This is a genomic window from Streptomyces sp. NPDC050564, from assembly GCF_044457265.1.
In the GTDB taxonomy this organism is placed as follows: Bacteria; Actinomycetota; Actinomycetes; order Streptomycetales; family Streptomycetaceae; genus Streptomyces.
The window spans coordinates 454,897-468,732 of sequence record NZ_JBITGS010000002.1; the positions used below are offsets into that span (position 1 = coordinate 454,897).

Consider the following 13,836-nt stretch of genomic DNA (forward strand, 5'->3'; position numbering starts at 1 on the left):
ATGGCTGGTCGAACCACCCGACGGTGGTGATCTTAGGCAGGCAAAGATCAAGGAAAGCGGGTAATTCGAAACTTGGCTGGTTCCATTCGCTCGGAACACTCGGGATCCCATGCACAGGGCGCCCCTTCTCGAACGAGAAGGGGCGCCCTGTGACGGACTGCGGGCTTTACGCCCAGGTGATCAGCCGCTTCGGCTGCTCCAGGATCGCCGCCACGTCGCCGAGGACCTTGGAGCCCAGCTCGCCGTCGACCAGGCGATGGTCGAAGGAGAGGGCCAGCGTGGTGACCTGACGGGGCTTGACCTTGCCCTTGTGGACCCAGGGCTGGAGCTTGATCGCGCCGATCGCGAGGATCGCGGACTCGCCGGGGTTGAGGATCGGCGTGCCCGTGTCTACGCCGAAGACGCCGACGTTCGTGATGGTGACCGTGCCGCCCTGCATCGCGGCGGGCGAGGTCTTGCCCTCACGGGCCGTGGCCACCAACTCGCTGAGCGACTCGGCCAGTTGGGGCAGGGTCTTGGCGTGGGCGTCCTTGATGTTCGGCACGATCAGGCCACGGGGCGTGGCCGCGGCGATGCCCAGGTTCACATAGTGCTTCTGGACGATCTCCTGGTTGGCCTCGTCCCAGGATGCGTTGACCTCGGGGTTGCGCTTGATCGCGACCAGCAGGGCCTTGGCGATGAGCAGCAGCGGGTTCACCCGCAGCCCCTGCATCTCCTTGTCCTGCTTCAGCTCCTCGACGAGCTTCATCGTGCGCGTCACGTCGACCGTCACGAACTCGGTGACATGCGGCGCGGTGAATGCCGAGCCGATCATGGCCTGAGCGGTCGCCTTGCGGACGCCCTTGACCGGGATACGGGTCTCACGCACCGCGTCGTACGTGACGGCCGGGGCGGGCGCCTGGGCCCGAACCGGAGCCGGGACCTCCGCCACGACCGGGGCCGGGGCGGGTGCCGGGGCGACCGCCGCGTGCACGTCCTCGCGCGTGATGATGCCGTCCGCGCCCGACGGTGTGACCGTCGCCAGGTCGACGCCGAGGTCCTTGGCGAGCTTGCGGACCGGGGGCTTGGCGAGGGGACGCTGCTGGGTGTGTCCGTGGCCGTTGAGCTCGCCCTGGATCGCCGTGGCCGCCAGGAACGGCTCGGGCTGCTGGGCCGGGACCTCGACGCCCTTGCGGGGGCGGCGCTTGGTGGAGGACTCGGCGACGCCGTACCCGACGAGGACCGGCGTGCGGCCCTCGGGCTTCGGCTCCTCGGCGGGAGCCGGCTCCTCGGCGGGAGCCGGCTCCTCGGTGACGGTCTCCTGGGCCGGGACCTGCTCGGCGGGGGCCCCACCGGCCACGTCCACCGCGATGATCACCTGGCCCACGTCCACCGTCGTCCCCTCGGGGAAGCGGAGTTCGCGCACCACACCGTCGTAGGGGATGGGCAGTTCCACGGCGGCCTTGGCGGTCTCGACCTCGCAGACGACCTGGCCGTCCGTGACCTGGTCTCCGGGCTGGACGTACCACTTGAGGATCTCCGCCTCGGTGAGTCCCTCGCCCACGTCGGGCATCTTGAACTCGCGGAGCCCCGACGCGTTCTCAGTCATCGTCGTCACGACCCTCTCCTCAGTACGCCAGCGAGCGGTCGACGGCGTCGAGCACCCGGTCCAGGCCCGGAAGGTACTCCTCCTCCAGGCGCGCCGGCGGATACGGGGCGTGATAGCCGCCGACCCGCAGGACGGGTGCCTCCAGGTGGTAGAAGCACCGCTCCGTGATGCGGGCGGCGATCTCCGCGCCCGTACCGAGGAACACCGGGGCCTCGTGCACCACGACCAGGCGGCGGGTCTTCTCGACCGAGGCCTGGACGGAGTCGAAGTCGATGGGGGACATCGAGCGCAGGTCCAGGACCTCGACCGACTTGCCCTCCTCCTGGGCGGCCGCGGCGGCCTCCAGGCAGACCTTCACCATCGGGCCGTACGCGGCGAGCGTCAGATCGGCACCCTCGCGCACCACGCGCGCCTTGTGCAGGGGCGAGGGGATCGCGTCCTTGTTGACCTCGGACTTGTCCCAGTAGCGGCGCTTGGGCTCGAAGAAGATCACCGGGTCGTCGCTCTGGATGGCCTGCTGCATCATCCAGTACGCGTCGGACGCGTTCGACGGAGAGACCACCTTCAGCCCCGCCACGTGGGCGAACAGCGCCTCGGGGGACTCGGAGTGGTGCTCGACGGCGCCGATGCCACCGCCGTAGGGAATGCGGATCACGACGGGGAGCTTGATCTTGCCGAGCGCCCTCGCGTGCATCTTCGCGAGCTGCGTGACGATCTGGTCGTACGCCGGGAAGACGAAACCGTCGAACTGGATCTCCACCACCGGGCGGTAGCCGCGCAGCGCGAGGCCGATCGCCGTGCCGACGATGCCCGACTCGGCGAGCGGGGTGTCGATCACCCGGTCCTCGCCGAAGTCCTTCTGCAGGCCGTCGGTGACCCGGAAGACACCGCCGAGCTTGCCGACGTCCTCACCCATGATGAGGACTTTGGGGTCGGCGTCGAGGGCCGTGCGCAGCGACTCGTTGATCGCCTTGGCCAGCGCCATCTTCTCTGCAGCCATCGCTACTTGCCCTCCCCAGCATCCGCGAACGACGCCTGGTAGGCGGCGAACTGGGCCCGCTCCTCGTCGACGAGCGCGTGCCCGTCCGCGTACACGTTCTCGAAGATGGCGAAGTGGTCCGGGTCCGGCATGGCCCGAACGACTTCGCGTACTCGTTTGCCCAACGCTTCGCTCTCGGCCTCGAGTTCCGCGAAGAATCCCTCGTCCGCGTGGTTCGAGGCTTCGAGGTACGTACGCAGACGCAGGATCGGGTCCTTCGCCTCCCAGGACTCGCGCTCCTCGTCGGCCCGGTACTTGGTCGGGTCGTCGGAGGTGGTGTGCGCGCCCATGCGGTAGGTGTACGCCTCCACCAGGGTGGGGCCCTCGCCGCGGCGGGCCCGCTCCAGCGCCCACTTGGTGACGGCCAGGCAGGCGAGGACGTCATTGCCGTCGACGCGGACGCCCGGGAAGCCGAAGCCCTGCGCGCGCTGGTAGAGCGGGACGCGGGTCTGCTTCTCGGTCGGTTCGGAGATCGCCCACTGGTTGTTCTGGCAGAAGAACACGACGGGGGCGTTGTAGACCGCGGAGAAGGTGAACGATTCGGCGACGTCGCCCTGGCTGGAGGCGCCGTCTCCGAAGTACGCGATCACGGCCGAGTCGGCGCCGTCCTTGGCGACGCCCATGGCGTAGCCGGTGGCGTGCAGCGTCTGCGAGCCGATGACGATCGTGTAGAGGTGGAAGTTGTTGCTGTTCGGGTCCCAGCCGCCGTTGTTCACGCCGCGGAACATGCCGAGCAGGTTGGTCGGGTCGACCCCGCGGCACCAGGCGACGCCGTGCTCGCGGTAGGTCGGGAAGACGTAGTCGTCCTCGCGGGTGGCCCGGCCGGAGCCGATCTGGGCGGCCTCCTGGCCGAGCAGCGAGGCCCACAGGCCCAACTCGCCCTGGCGCTGCAGGGAGGTGGCCTCGGCGTCGAAGCGACGGGTCAGCACCATGTCCCGGTACAGGCCGCGCAGCTCTTCGGGGGTGATGTCGGCGACGTACGGGTCGTACGTCGCGTCCTTGACCCGCTTGCCTTCCGGGGTCAGCAGCTGAACGAGCTCGGGCTCGGCGCCCGTCGTCTCCGGCGATTTCTTGGCGGCCGGGCTGGTGCGCTTGGCACCGGCGCTCGCGGCGCTCTTCGTACCGGCGCTGCGTCGCGGCTTGCGCGCGGCAGTGCTCTCCACGGTCACGTGTGCTCCTCCGTCGGTCCGGCCCCCGGGGTTGCCGGGTGGCCAGTGCGGCTCGCCTGTTCCAGTACCCGTGCACGGGGTGGGTGCACTCGGCCGGGAACAGGCGTGACAGGTGCCCCGGCGAGCGCCCTGCAACAGTCACGTTACCCAGTGCTTCACAATTCTGTGAAACCCCTCCTGACCTGCGTTTTTGCTTGGATTTCCAAGTACTTTTTAGTCGGATTTCCAAGTAATTCGCGTCCGTCGGGAACAGTCGCTGGTCACAGCACTGGTCACAGCCTTGCAGGAGGCCGGAACACCGGCACGTTATCCCGGCCACCCCGGACTCGGGAAGAGTTCACTTCCGGCAGGGCCGATGGCTGTGTGTGACACTGACTTTGTGCGCGAAGACGGAAAAATCACCGTATTTCTTCTCGACGACCATGAGGTGGTGCGCCGAGGAGTTCATGAGCTGCTCTCGGTGGAGGACGACGTCGAGGTGGTCGGCGAGGCCGGCACGGCGGCCGACGCACTGGTGCGGATTCCCGCCACCCGACCGGACGTGGCCGTCCTGGACGTACGGCTCCCGGACGGCAGCGGCGTGGAGGTCTGCCGCGAGATCCGGTCCCGCAACGAGGACATCAAGTGCCTGATGCTGACCTCGTTCGCCGACGACGAGGCCCTCTTCGACGCGATCATGGCGGGGGCCTCGGGCTATGTCCTCAAGGCCATCCGCGGCAGTGAACTGCTCTCGGCCGTACGGGACGTCGCCGCCGGAAAGTCCCTGCTCGACCCGGTGGCCACCGCCCGCGTCCTGGAACGGCTGCGCGACGGCGGCGGCGCCAAGAGCGACGACAAACTCGCGCACCTCACCGAGCAGGAGCGCAAGATCCTCGACCTGATCGGCGAGGGCCTCACCAATCGCGCGATCGGGGAACGGCTGCACCTCGCCGAGAAAACGATCAAGAATTACGTGTCGAGCCTGCTGTCCAAGCTGGGAATGGAACGGCGGTCCCAGGCGGCGGCGTATGTGGCGCGGGTACAGGCGGAGAAGCAGAACCGCTGAGCCCGCATTTCGTGCACGCCGCCGATTGATTCGGGACTTTCGGCCCCCCCACAGAGGGGCGGGTGCCCCTTTTCCGGCGCCCCGAGCTGCCGGAGATTGGGAGGCATGCCCACCGACGAACGGTCCGCCGACGATCGGTCCGCCGACGAAAAGCTCGCCGTGGAGCTGATCGGCCGCACCGATTACGGCCGGGTGGCCACCAGCATGCGCGCACTGCCCTTCCTCGCGTTCGCCCGCCACATCGTGGTCGACGGCCGCGTGCTGCTGCGGATGCCCCGCAACTGCGGCTATCACCACGCCTGCGCGGGCAGCGTCGTCGCGTACGGCACCGACAACCTGAGCTCCGCGCGACCGGGCGAGAGTCTGTGGTCCGTGCAGGTCGTGGGCCATTGCGAGCCCATCGCGCCGACCGAGGCCGAACGGGAGCTCTTCGGTCCCGCTCCGCGTCTCGTCGACGGCGAGCCCTTCGAACCGGTCTATCTGGGCATCGACCCGCAGTTCGCCACCGTGCACTCCACGGACGGTGGCCTGGAAGGGCAGTTCCAGCACATCCTGTGACTCTCCCCTGATCGAAGACGACTGTCTGTGACAACGTCGAGGTCAGGGCCCCGACTCGTGCCCTAGCATCTGGCGCGTGCCGCGTTCATCTGTACCACCCCCTGTGTCTCACGCGCCCCCTCTGGGCGCCCTCCTCCGCCAGTACGCCGCCGGGTCCGCGCTCACCTGCGATCCCGTCGACCAGGGGCTGCTCAACCGCGGCTACCGGCTGTGCACCACCCGCGGCCGGTACTTCCTCAAACACCACTTCGACCCCGAGACCGCCGACCCCGCCGCCATCGCCCGCCAGCACCGGGCGACCCAGCGCCTCGCGGACCTGGGCGTCCCCGTCGCCCCACCGCTGACCGGCACCGACGGGCGCACGGTCGCCGTCGTCGGGGGCCACGCATACGCGCTGCACCCGTGGATCGACGGGCGGCACCGGCACGGCGACCAGCTCACCACGGAGCAGTGCGCGCGCCTGGGGGCGCTCCTGGGCGTCGTACACGCGAGTCTGGAGCGGGTGATGCCGGCGCAGTGGCGTGCGGCGGCGAGACCGGCCGACGGCGAGTCCACCAAGGGCGCCGGGACCACGGAAAGCGTCGATCCCGCCCGGGGCGCCGACCCCGCCGACACCTTCGCCCTGATCGACCGCCTGCTCGCCCCCGTGCGCCGGCACCGTCCCCCCGACGCCTTCGACGAGCTGGCCCGGCACCGGCTCCTGGAACGGCGCGCCCTCCTGGAGCGGCACGCCGACCGACGGCCCCCGCAGGGCGGCTCGGTGGGCTGGGTGCACGGCGACTTCCACCCGTTCAACCTGCTGTACCGCGACGGCGAGCCGGCCGCGATCGTCGACTGGGACCGGCTGGGCGTCCACCCCCGCGCCGAGGAGGCGGTCCGTGCCGCGGTGATCTTCTTCGTACGCCCCGTCGGCACACTCGACCTCACGAAGGTGCGGGCCTACGCGCGCGCGTACCGGCGGGCCGCGGGGGCCACACCCGGCGAACTCACGGCCGCCGTGCACCGCGTGTGGTGGGAGCGCCTCAACGACTTCTGGATACTGCGCTGGCACTACGAGCGCGGGGACACCCGCGCCGATCCCCAGTTCCCGGCGGCCTCGGCGCTGGCGGTGTGGTGGACCCGGGAGTACGAGTCGGTGTGCGAGGCGTTCGTGAGGTGATCCTCACATTCCGGGCAGCCTGGTCGAACGCCACGCGCGCGTGGAGCCCGATTCGGGCCGCACGCGCGCGTGAAGGGTGCTTTCGCTCAACGGGTCCACGGGACAGTGCGGTTCAGGGACCCACGCCGCCGTCGGCTGTCGTGCCACCGATGTCGGCGCCGCCGTCCGTCGGATCCGCCGTCGTCGGGTCGTCCGTCGGCGTCGTCGGGTCGTCCGTCGGCTCCTCGGTGGTCGGCGTCGTCTTGGTCGGCTCGTCGGTCGGCTGATCCGTCGGCCGGCTGGTGTCGCTGGCGGACGGCGTGTACGACGGGGTGTAGTCCGAGCTGCCGCCGGTGCTGGTGGAGTCGTCCGTGGAGGTGTCCGTGGCCTCGTCGGTCGCCTCGTCGCTCGGCGTCTCGGTGGACCGGTCTTCGGTGCTGGCGTGCGTGGTGGCCGGCGAGTGCGTCGTGCCCGTGTCCCCGCCGTTGCCGCCGCCCGTGTTGTGGAGCGCGAGCGCGACACCCGCCGCGATCGCGATCACCGCGAGCACCGCGAGGATCCACAGCTTGCCGCGGCCGCCGCCCCGGTTGCCGTGCCCCTCGAAACCGCCGTCGTCCCCGCCGCCGTACCCGGCGGGCAGGATCGGCTGCGGAATCTGCGTGGTGCCCGAGTCGGTGGGGTGCGGCAGCGCCGTCGTGCCCGCGAAACCCGCCGCCGGAGTGTGCAGGCCCTCGTGCACGGTGACCGGGCCGGTGTTCCAGGTGCCCGTGTGGCTGCCCTGGTCGTACAGCATCTGCAGCCCGTACTGGACGAGCCCGCGCATCTCCTCGGCGGTCTGGAACCGGTCGTCAGGCTCCTTCGCGAGCGCGCGCATGACGAGCCCGTCGAGCTCCGGCGGCGCCGCGTCCGAGACCTCGGAAGGCGGTACCGGAGTGTCCTGGACGTGCTGGTAGACAACCGACAGCGGCGTTTCACCGGTGAACGGAGGCCGCAGCGCGAGGAGTTCGTAGAGCAGGCAGCCGGTCGCGTACAGGTCGGAGCGGTGGTCGACGGCCTTGCCGAGCGCCTGCTCCGGGGAGAGGTACTGCGGCGTGCCCATGACCATGCCGGTCTGCGTCATCGTCGACTGCGCGCCGTGCAGGGCGCGTGCGATGCCGAAGTCCATGACCTTGACCGCACCGGTGTCCGTGATGATCACGTTCGCCGGCTTGATGTCGCGGTGCACGATGCCGTGCTGGTGCGAGTAGGCGAGCGCCTCGAGGACACCCGAGACGATGATCAGCGCCTGCTCGGGCCCGGGGGCCTCGGCATTGATCAGCAGATCGCGGATCGTGCGGCCCTCGACGATCTCCATCACGATGTACGGGACGACGCCGTGGCCGACCACGTCCTCGCCGGAGTCGTACACGGCGACGACCGCGTGGTGGTTGAGCCCGGCGACCGACTGTGCCTCGCGGGTGAAGCGGGCCTTGGACACCGGGTCCTCGGCCAGATCGGAACGGAGCAGCTTGACCGCGACGGTCCGTCCGAGGCGCACGTCCTCGGCCGCGAACACCTCGGCCATGCCGCCCCGGCCGAGTCTGCGGGTCAGCCGATATCGGCCGTCGCCGACCAGCCCGCCGTTACCCCACATCTCCGGCGCATCTGACATACCGCCGCCAGTCGCCTCGGGGTCGGACGGGCCCTGAGCGCGCTGCTGCTGTGCCATCAGTCCTCGCCGTCGTTTCTGCCCGCGGTCTGCGCGGTGGTTGTTACGGTCTCCGTCGGGCCACGCTACAGGCTCGACGCAAGGCGCCGAGCCGAGATGGACGTGAGATGGACCGGCCATCAAACCCGTCACAGGGGCCCGCATGCAAATTCTGTGTACCGGCCGTACGGCACCTGTAACGCTTCCGCGACGCTTCTTTCGCAGACGGTCACGGAACGGGCACCGAGCTTGACGTGTCAGGGCCCTGGGGCAGACTTGGCCGGGAATAAGCCAATCGATCACCGAAGACCGGCCGCGCACCGCACAGTTGCGCGCCACACAACAGATCACGGACCGCGGGAGCAACCAGCCGCTGCCGCCGCGCCGATGGGGGACGCAGAACATGAGCCAGGACGGCGCACAGGGCCGGTACGCGGGGCGTGCGGTCGCCGGCGGCCGCTACCAGCTGCGCGATCTGCTCGGCGAGGGCGGCATGGCGTCGGTGCATCTCGCGTACGACTCGGTGCTCGACCGCCAGGTGGCGATCAAGACCCTGCACACCGAGCTGGGCCGCGAGCAGGCCTTCCGCGAGCGCTTCCGCCGCGAAGCCCAGTCGGTGGCGAAGCTCACGCACACGAACATCGTCTCGGTCTTCGACACCGGCGAGGACGACCTCGACGGCATGACGACTCCGTACATCGTCATGGAGTACGTCGAGGGCCGCCCGCTCGGCTCCGTGCTCGACCAGGACATCGCGCAGTACGGCGCCATGCCCGCCGACAAGGCCCTGAAGATCACCGCGGACGTGCTCGCGGCGCTGGAGATCAGCCACGAGATGGGCCTGGTCCACCGGGACATCAAGCCGGGCAACGTGATGATGACCAAGCGCGGCGTCGTCAAGGTGATGGACTTCGGCATCGCCCGCGCCATGCAGTCCGGTGTCACCTCGATGACGCAGACCGGCATGGTCGTCGGCACCCCGCAGTACCTCTCCCCGGAACAGGCCCTCGGCAGAGGCGTGGACGCCAGATCCGACCTGTACTCGGTCGGCATCATGCTGTTCCAACTGGTCACCGGGCGGCTGCCGTTCGAGGCGGACTCCCCGCTGGCCATCGCTTACGCGCATGTTCAGGAGGAGCCGGTCGCGCCCTCCTCGATCAACCGCTCGCTCCCGCCTGCCGTGGACGCGCTGGTCGCCCGCGCACTGAAGAAGAACCCGAACGAGCGTTTCCCGAGCGCCGAGACCATGCGCGACGAATGCCTGCGCGTGGCCCAGTCGTTCCAGGCCGCCGCTCCGAGCATCGTGCCGGGCGCCCAGACGTCGAGCGGCGCGGGCGTCGGCTCCGCCGTCTTCCCGCCGGTCGAGCAGGGCACCCCGGCGCCGGGCCCGGTACAGACGCCGTACCAGCCGGGCCCGTACGGCACGCCGACTCCGGCGCCGTCCCCTGCCCCTTCCCCGGCGTACGGCTATCCACAGCAGGGCGGTTACCAGACTCCGCCGCAGACCGCGGCGTACTCCCCGCAGCAGGGGACGTCCACTCCGCCGCCGTACAACCTCTCGCCTCAGCCCACGACCCCCGTCTCGGGCGGTTCGGGGAGCAAGAAGAGCAACAAGGGCGTCGTCGTCGGGTCGATCGTTGTCGCGCTCGTCGCGATCGGCGGCCTGATCACGGCGCTCACGCTGAACGGCGGCAGCGACGACGACAAGGGCGGCAGCGACGCCAGCAAGTCGCCCTCCGTGGTGGCGGGGCACAAGGGGCCGGACACGACGAAGACGATCGAGACGGCCAAGTGCACGGAGCCGCAGGAGTCGTACGACGACCCGAACAAGATCCAGGTCCCCGACTTCACCTACAAGTACATCAAGTCGGTCAAGTCCTGCTTCCAGGCCGCGGGCTGGCAGATGAAGGAGACGAAGGTCGACGAGAACACGTACGGCGAGGGCACGGTCATGGACCAGTTCCCCTCCGCCGGGACGGACGTCGACCCGAAGGACATGCCCGAGATCGAGCTCAAGATCTCGACGGGCAACCCGTCCTGATCCACGTGCGGCGCGGACTGATGCGCCTCTGACAAGCGAAGGGCCCGGCACTTTCGTGCCGGGCCCTTTCGTAGGGGTGTCGCTCCCTGGTTTCGTAGGGGGTCCCGCTCCCCGGCTACAGGTACGGTCCGCCCGAGCGGCCGCCCGCGCGGGGGTCCTCGTCGCCGTCGGCGCCTCCCATGCCCGGCGGGAGGGCGCGGCGCATCTGCTCCAGCTGGGCCCTGGCCGCCATCTGCTGGGCGAACAGGGTCGTCTGGATCCCGTGGAACAGTCCCTCGAGCCAGCCCACCAATTGGGCCTGCGCGATCCGCAGTTCCGAGTCGCTGGGCGTCGCCTCGTCGGCGAAGGGCAGGGAGAGCCGCTCCAGTTCCTCGACGAGCTCGGGGGCCAGGCCGTCCTCCAGCTCCTTCACGGAGCTCGCGTGGATCTCCTTGAGCCGGACACGGCTCGCCTCGTCGAGAGGTGCGGCTCGCACTTCCTCCAGCAGCTGCTTGATCATGCTGCCGATGCGCATCACCTTGGCGGGCTGTTCCACCATCTCAGTCACCGGGACCTCGCGGGAGTCCTCGTCTCCGGTGCCACCGAGAGCCATTCCGTCCTGGCCTACGACCAGGATCTGAGGGTTCTCCGGCGACCTTTCGTTCCTCGGCATCTCCATGCCGCCATTCTCTCGCACCCGTAGACCACATCTCTGTGGTGCCCCCACTGCGGGGTGATCCACCGTGTATGTCCCTCAATGGGCGGCAGCTGGGATGCCGGGGCAAAAGGAGCGTGTGAGGCTTGTCCCGTTGATCTCGGGACTCCTCACCAGGAGGGGGTCACCGGTATGACTCCATGGCTTCGCACGCTGCGCGTGACAGGACTGCTGCTCGTCCTCATGACGGGCGCCGTACCCCTGTCGTACGCCGCCGATCCCTCCCCCTCGGCCGACGCCTCCCCCTCGGCCGACGCCTCCCGCGCGGGGAGCGTCGCGGGTGAGGGGCGCGCCCGGCCCGGGCGCGCGGAGCCAATGGAGCCGGACAGCCCTGACGACCCCGACACCGGGGACGGGGAGCCGACGGACGCCGGCCTCGATCCCGCAGTCCCCGGCCGCCCGGAGGCGAGCGCCGCCACCGAGCCGTCCGGGAACGCGGTGATCCCCGTCCAGCAGAACGGGGTCGGCCCGGCGCCCACCCCCGAACCGGTCCTCCAGATCCTGCCCCTCGGAAGCGGACTGATCCTGATCGGGCTGGGCCTGGGGCTGGCCTTCGTCGGCCTGCGCGTACGGCGCCGCTGAAGGCGTACGGCGCCGCACGCCTTCAGCGGCGCTCGCCAGGAGCGCGCTTGCCAGGAGCGCGCTTGCCAGGAGCGCGCTTGCCAGGGGGTGCGCTCGCCAGGCAGTGCGCTCGCTAGGGTGCGACGAGCAGCACCTTGCCGATGTGGCTGCTCTCCTCCAGGACCCGGTGCGCCGTCGCCGCGTCGCTCATCGCCAGCTCGCGGTCGATGATCGGGCGTACATGGCCGGAGTCGATCAGCGGCCACACGTGCTCGCGTACGGCCGCCACGATCGCCGCCTTCTCGCCGAGCGGGCGGGCGCGCAGCGAGGTCGCACTGATGGCGGCACGCTTGTTGAGGAGAGCGGCGATGTTCAGTTCGGCCTTGATTCCGCCCTGCATTCCGATGATCGCGAGCCGTCCGTTGACGGCGAGGGCGCGCACATTCGGATCCAGGTACTTGGCGCCCATGTTGTCGAGGATGACATCGGCGCCGGCGCCGTCCGTCGCCCGCTTGATCTCCTCGACGAAGTCCTGCTCGCGGTAGTTGATCAGGATGTCCGCGCCCAACTCGGCGCAGAAGGCGAGCTTCTCCTTGCTGCCCGCCGTGACCGCGACCTTCGCGCCGACGGCCTTCGCCAGCTGGATCGCCATGGTGCCGATACCGCTGGAGCCGCCGTGCACGAGCAAGGTCTCGCCCGGGCGCAGGTGGGACACCATGAAGACGTTGGACCAGACGGTGCAGGTCACCTCGGGCAGCGCGGCCGCCTGCTTGGCGTCCAGGCCCGCCGGCACGGGCAGCAGCTGCCCGGCCGGAACGACGACCTTCTCGGCATATCCACCGCCCGCGAGCAGCGCACACACCTCGTCACCGACCGCCCAGCCCGACACACCGGGACCGATTTCGACAATGCGTCCCGAACATTCGAGCCCGGGGTACGGGGACGCGCCGGGCGGCGGGCTGTAGAGGCCCTGACGCTGCAGCAGGTCGGCGCGGTTGACGGCGCTGGCCACCACCTCGACCAGTACTTCGCCCTCGGCGGGCACCGGATCCGGGACCTCGTCCCACACCAGCGCCTCGGGCCCACCAGGTTCTGGAATCGTGATCGCGTACATGAGGGGGACGCTACTCCTCGGCCGAGGCCGGGATGTCGGGGGACTTGGCGCGCGGATGGTGTCCGACAGGTCCTAGTCCTGAGGAAGCGGTCGCATGTGGGGCGCCACCTGTGTGCCCGGTGTCGCCCGCACGATCGTGATGAGGCGGTCCGTCAACTGGAGTGTCCCGACGGCCGAATCGTCGTAGCCGAGGACCCGGTGTCCTCGTACGACACTGACCACCAGGTCGTCCGTCTCGCGTACGCCCTTGCCGACCTCGGACTTTATGACCGGCCGTTCGACGATGTCGAGACCGGTGCCCTGCTGGATGAGGTCCTCCATGACCATGCCTGCGGCGGGGCTGAGCACGGAGAGTCCGAGCAGTCGGCCGGCGGCACTGGCGCTGGTGATGACGGCGTCGGCGCCGGACTGCTTGAGAAGCGGCGCGTTCTCCTCCTCCCGTACGGCGGCGACGATCTTCGCCGCACGGTTGAGCTGGCGGGCGGTCAACGTGACCAGCACGGCGGTGTCGTCCCGCTGCGTGGCGATGATGATCTGCCGGGCCTTGCGGACCTCCGCCCGTACCAGCACATCGCTGCGCGTCGCGTCCCCGACGACCCCCGCATACCCCTCGGCCGTTGCGGCGTCGACCACTTTGGAGCTGGGGTCGACGACCACGACCTGCTCCTTCTTCAGCCCGGTCGCGCAGACGGTCTCGATGGCCGACCGGCCCTTGGTCCCGAAGCCGACAACGACGGTGTGATCCCTCAAGGCCGCCCTCCAGCGGTTCAGCCGCCACTCGTCCCGGGTGCGTTCCGTGAGGACCTCGAGCGTCGTGCCGACCAGGATGATCAGAAACAGCACACGCAGCGGCGTGATGACGAAGATGTTGGTGAGCCGGGCGGCGTCGCTGACCGGGGTGATGTCGCCGTAGCCGGTGGTGGAGAGGGTGACGGTCGCGTAGTAGAAGGAGTCGAGCAGGTCGACCGCGCCGTCCGAGTTGTCGTTGTAGCCATCGCTGTCCGCCCAGACGATGAACGCGGTGGCGACGAGCACCAGCAGAGCCATCGCCAGCCGCTTGAGGACCTGGCGGATCGGGCGTTCCACGACTCTCCTCGGGAGTCTCACCCGATGGGTCACGAGATGTTCGTCCGCTTGGCGGGCGATCGCGTCATGGCCCGGAAGTTTCACGTGAAACACACCCCGTTCGGATTCATCTGAAC

General features: G+C 69.6%; 12 protein-coding genes. 5 read left to right on the forward strand and 7 right to left on the reverse strand.

What is annotated here, in order from left to right; translation table 11 throughout:
- Positions 1 to 166: 166 nt before the first annotated feature.
- Genes ACIBK0_RS05615 through pdhA form a run of 3 tightly spaced genes read right to left on the reverse strand, consistent with a single transcriptional unit; the run spans position 167 to position 3,796 of the window.
- A complete protein-coding gene (locus ACIBK0_RS05615) occupies positions 167 to 1,597 on the reverse strand; it encodes a dihydrolipoamide acetyltransferase family protein (protein ID WP_399075922.1) in 1,431 nt (476 codons plus the stop codon).
- 10 nt (positions 1,598 to 1,607) lie between these two features.
- Positions 1,608 to 2,588 (reverse strand): alpha-ketoacid dehydrogenase subunit beta, encoded by a 981-nt coding sequence (locus tag ACIBK0_RS05620; protein ID WP_399075924.1) that lies wholly within the window; start codon positions 2,586 to 2,588, stop codon positions 1,608 to 1,610.
- Positions 2,589 to 2,590: 2 nt separating this feature from the next.
- Complete coding sequence (gene pdhA / locus ACIBK0_RS05625) at positions 2,591 to 3,796, reverse strand: pyruvate dehydrogenase (acetyl-transferring) E1 component subunit alpha (RefSeq protein WP_399075926.1); 1,206 nt, start codon at positions 3,794 to 3,796, stop codon at positions 2,591 to 2,593.
- Positions 3,797 to 4,175: 379 nt separating this feature from the next.
- On the opposite strand from pdhA, the gene ACIBK0_RS05630 reads away from it, so the two are divergent.
- The 3 genes from ACIBK0_RS05630 to ACIBK0_RS05640 all read left to right on the forward strand — a co-directional run bounded on the left by ACIBK0_RS05630 (position 4,176) and on the right by ACIBK0_RS05640 (position 6,558).
- Positions 4,176 to 4,841 carry a response regulator gene (locus tag ACIBK0_RS05630; protein WP_399075928.1) on the forward strand — a complete coding sequence of 222 codons (666 nt, stop codon included), beginning with the start codon at positions 4,176 to 4,178 and terminating at the stop codon, positions 4,839 to 4,841.
- A 105-nt stretch (positions 4,842 to 4,946) separates the two neighbouring features.
- Positions 4,947 to 5,399 carry a pyridoxamine 5'-phosphate oxidase family protein gene (locus tag ACIBK0_RS05635; protein WP_399075930.1) on the forward strand — a complete coding sequence of 151 codons (453 nt, stop codon included), beginning with the start codon at positions 4,947 to 4,949 and terminating at the stop codon, positions 5,397 to 5,399.
- Positions 5,400 to 5,502: 103 nt separating this feature from the next.
- Complete coding sequence (locus tag ACIBK0_RS05640) at positions 5,503 to 6,558, forward strand: phosphotransferase (protein WP_399075933.1); 1,056 nt, start codon at positions 5,503 to 5,505, stop codon at positions 6,556 to 6,558.
- A 112-nt stretch (positions 6,559 to 6,670) separates the two neighbouring features.
- On the opposite strand, the gene ACIBK0_RS05645 is transcribed toward ACIBK0_RS05640, so the two are convergent.
- Complete coding sequence (locus tag ACIBK0_RS05645; protein ID WP_399075935.1) at positions 6,671 to 8,245, reverse strand: protein kinase; 1,575 nt, start codon at positions 8,243 to 8,245, stop codon at positions 6,671 to 6,673.
- A gap of 382 nt (positions 8,246 to 8,627) precedes the next feature.
- Here ACIBK0_RS05645 and ACIBK0_RS05650 point away from each other — a divergent pair, with 382 nt between their 5' ends.
- Positions 8,628 to 10,265, forward strand: coding sequence for a protein kinase (locus tag ACIBK0_RS05650; RefSeq protein ID WP_399075937.1), 1,638 nt, complete (start codon positions 8,628 to 8,630; stop codon positions 10,263 to 10,265).
- 115 nt (positions 10,266 to 10,380) lie between these two features.
- Here ACIBK0_RS05650 and ACIBK0_RS05655 read toward each other — a convergent pair whose 3' ends face one another.
- Positions 10,381 to 10,923, reverse strand: a complete 543-nt coding sequence (locus ACIBK0_RS05655) for a bacterial proteasome activator family protein (protein WP_399075939.1) — start codon at positions 10,921 to 10,923, stop codon at positions 10,381 to 10,383.
- Positions 10,924 to 11,091: 168 nt separating this feature from the next.
- On the opposite strand from ACIBK0_RS05655, the gene ACIBK0_RS05660 reads away from it, so the two are divergent.
- Entirely contained in the window at positions 11,092 to 11,541 is a 450-nt protein-coding gene (locus ACIBK0_RS05660) for a hypothetical protein (RefSeq protein ID WP_399075941.1), read from the forward strand.
- 112 nt (positions 11,542 to 11,653) lie between these two features.
- Here ACIBK0_RS05660 and ACIBK0_RS05665 read toward each other — a convergent pair whose 3' ends face one another.
- Positions 11,654 to 12,634: an NAD(P)H-quinone oxidoreductase gene (locus ACIBK0_RS05665; protein WP_399075943.1), complete on the reverse strand. Its 981-nt coding sequence runs from the start codon at positions 12,632 to 12,634 to the stop codon at positions 11,654 to 11,656.
- A gap of 72 nt (positions 12,635 to 12,706) precedes the next feature.
- Positions 12,707 to 13,804 carry a potassium channel family protein gene (locus ACIBK0_RS05670; protein ID WP_399075945.1) on the reverse strand — a complete coding sequence of 366 codons (1,098 nt, stop codon included), beginning with the start codon at positions 13,802 to 13,804 and terminating at the stop codon, positions 12,707 to 12,709.
- Between the last annotated feature and the right edge of the window lie 32 nt (positions 13,805 to 13,836).

Excerpts from the sequence above, each read along its gene's own strand:
- ACIBK0_RS05620 (WP_399075924.1), bottom strand. The coding sequence starts at position 2,588 with ATGGCTGCAGAGAAGATGGCGCTGGCCAAGGCGATCAACGAGTCGCTG.
- ACIBK0_RS05660 (WP_399075941.1), top strand. The coding sequence starts at position 11,092 with ATGACTCCATGGCTTCGCACGCTGCGCGTGACAGGACTGCTGCTCGTC.
- ACIBK0_RS05650 (WP_399075937.1), top strand. The coding sequence starts at position 8,628 with ATGAGCCAGGACGGCGCACAGGGCCGGTACGCGGGGCGTGCGGTCGCC.
- ACIBK0_RS05645 (WP_399075935.1), bottom strand. The coding sequence starts at position 8,245 with ATGGCACAGCAGCAGCGCGCTCAGGGCCCGTCCGACCCCGAGGCGACT.
- ACIBK0_RS05665 (WP_399075943.1), bottom strand. The coding sequence starts at position 12,634 with ATGTACGCGATCACGATTCCAGAACCTGGTGGGCCCGAGGCGCTGGTG.
- ACIBK0_RS05635 (WP_399075930.1), top strand. The coding sequence starts at position 4,947 with ATGCCCACCGACGAACGGTCCGCCGACGATCGGTCCGCCGACGAAAAG.
- ACIBK0_RS05655 (WP_399075939.1), bottom strand. The coding sequence starts at position 10,923 with ATGGAGATGCCGAGGAACGAAAGGTCGCCGGAGAACCCTCAGATCCTG.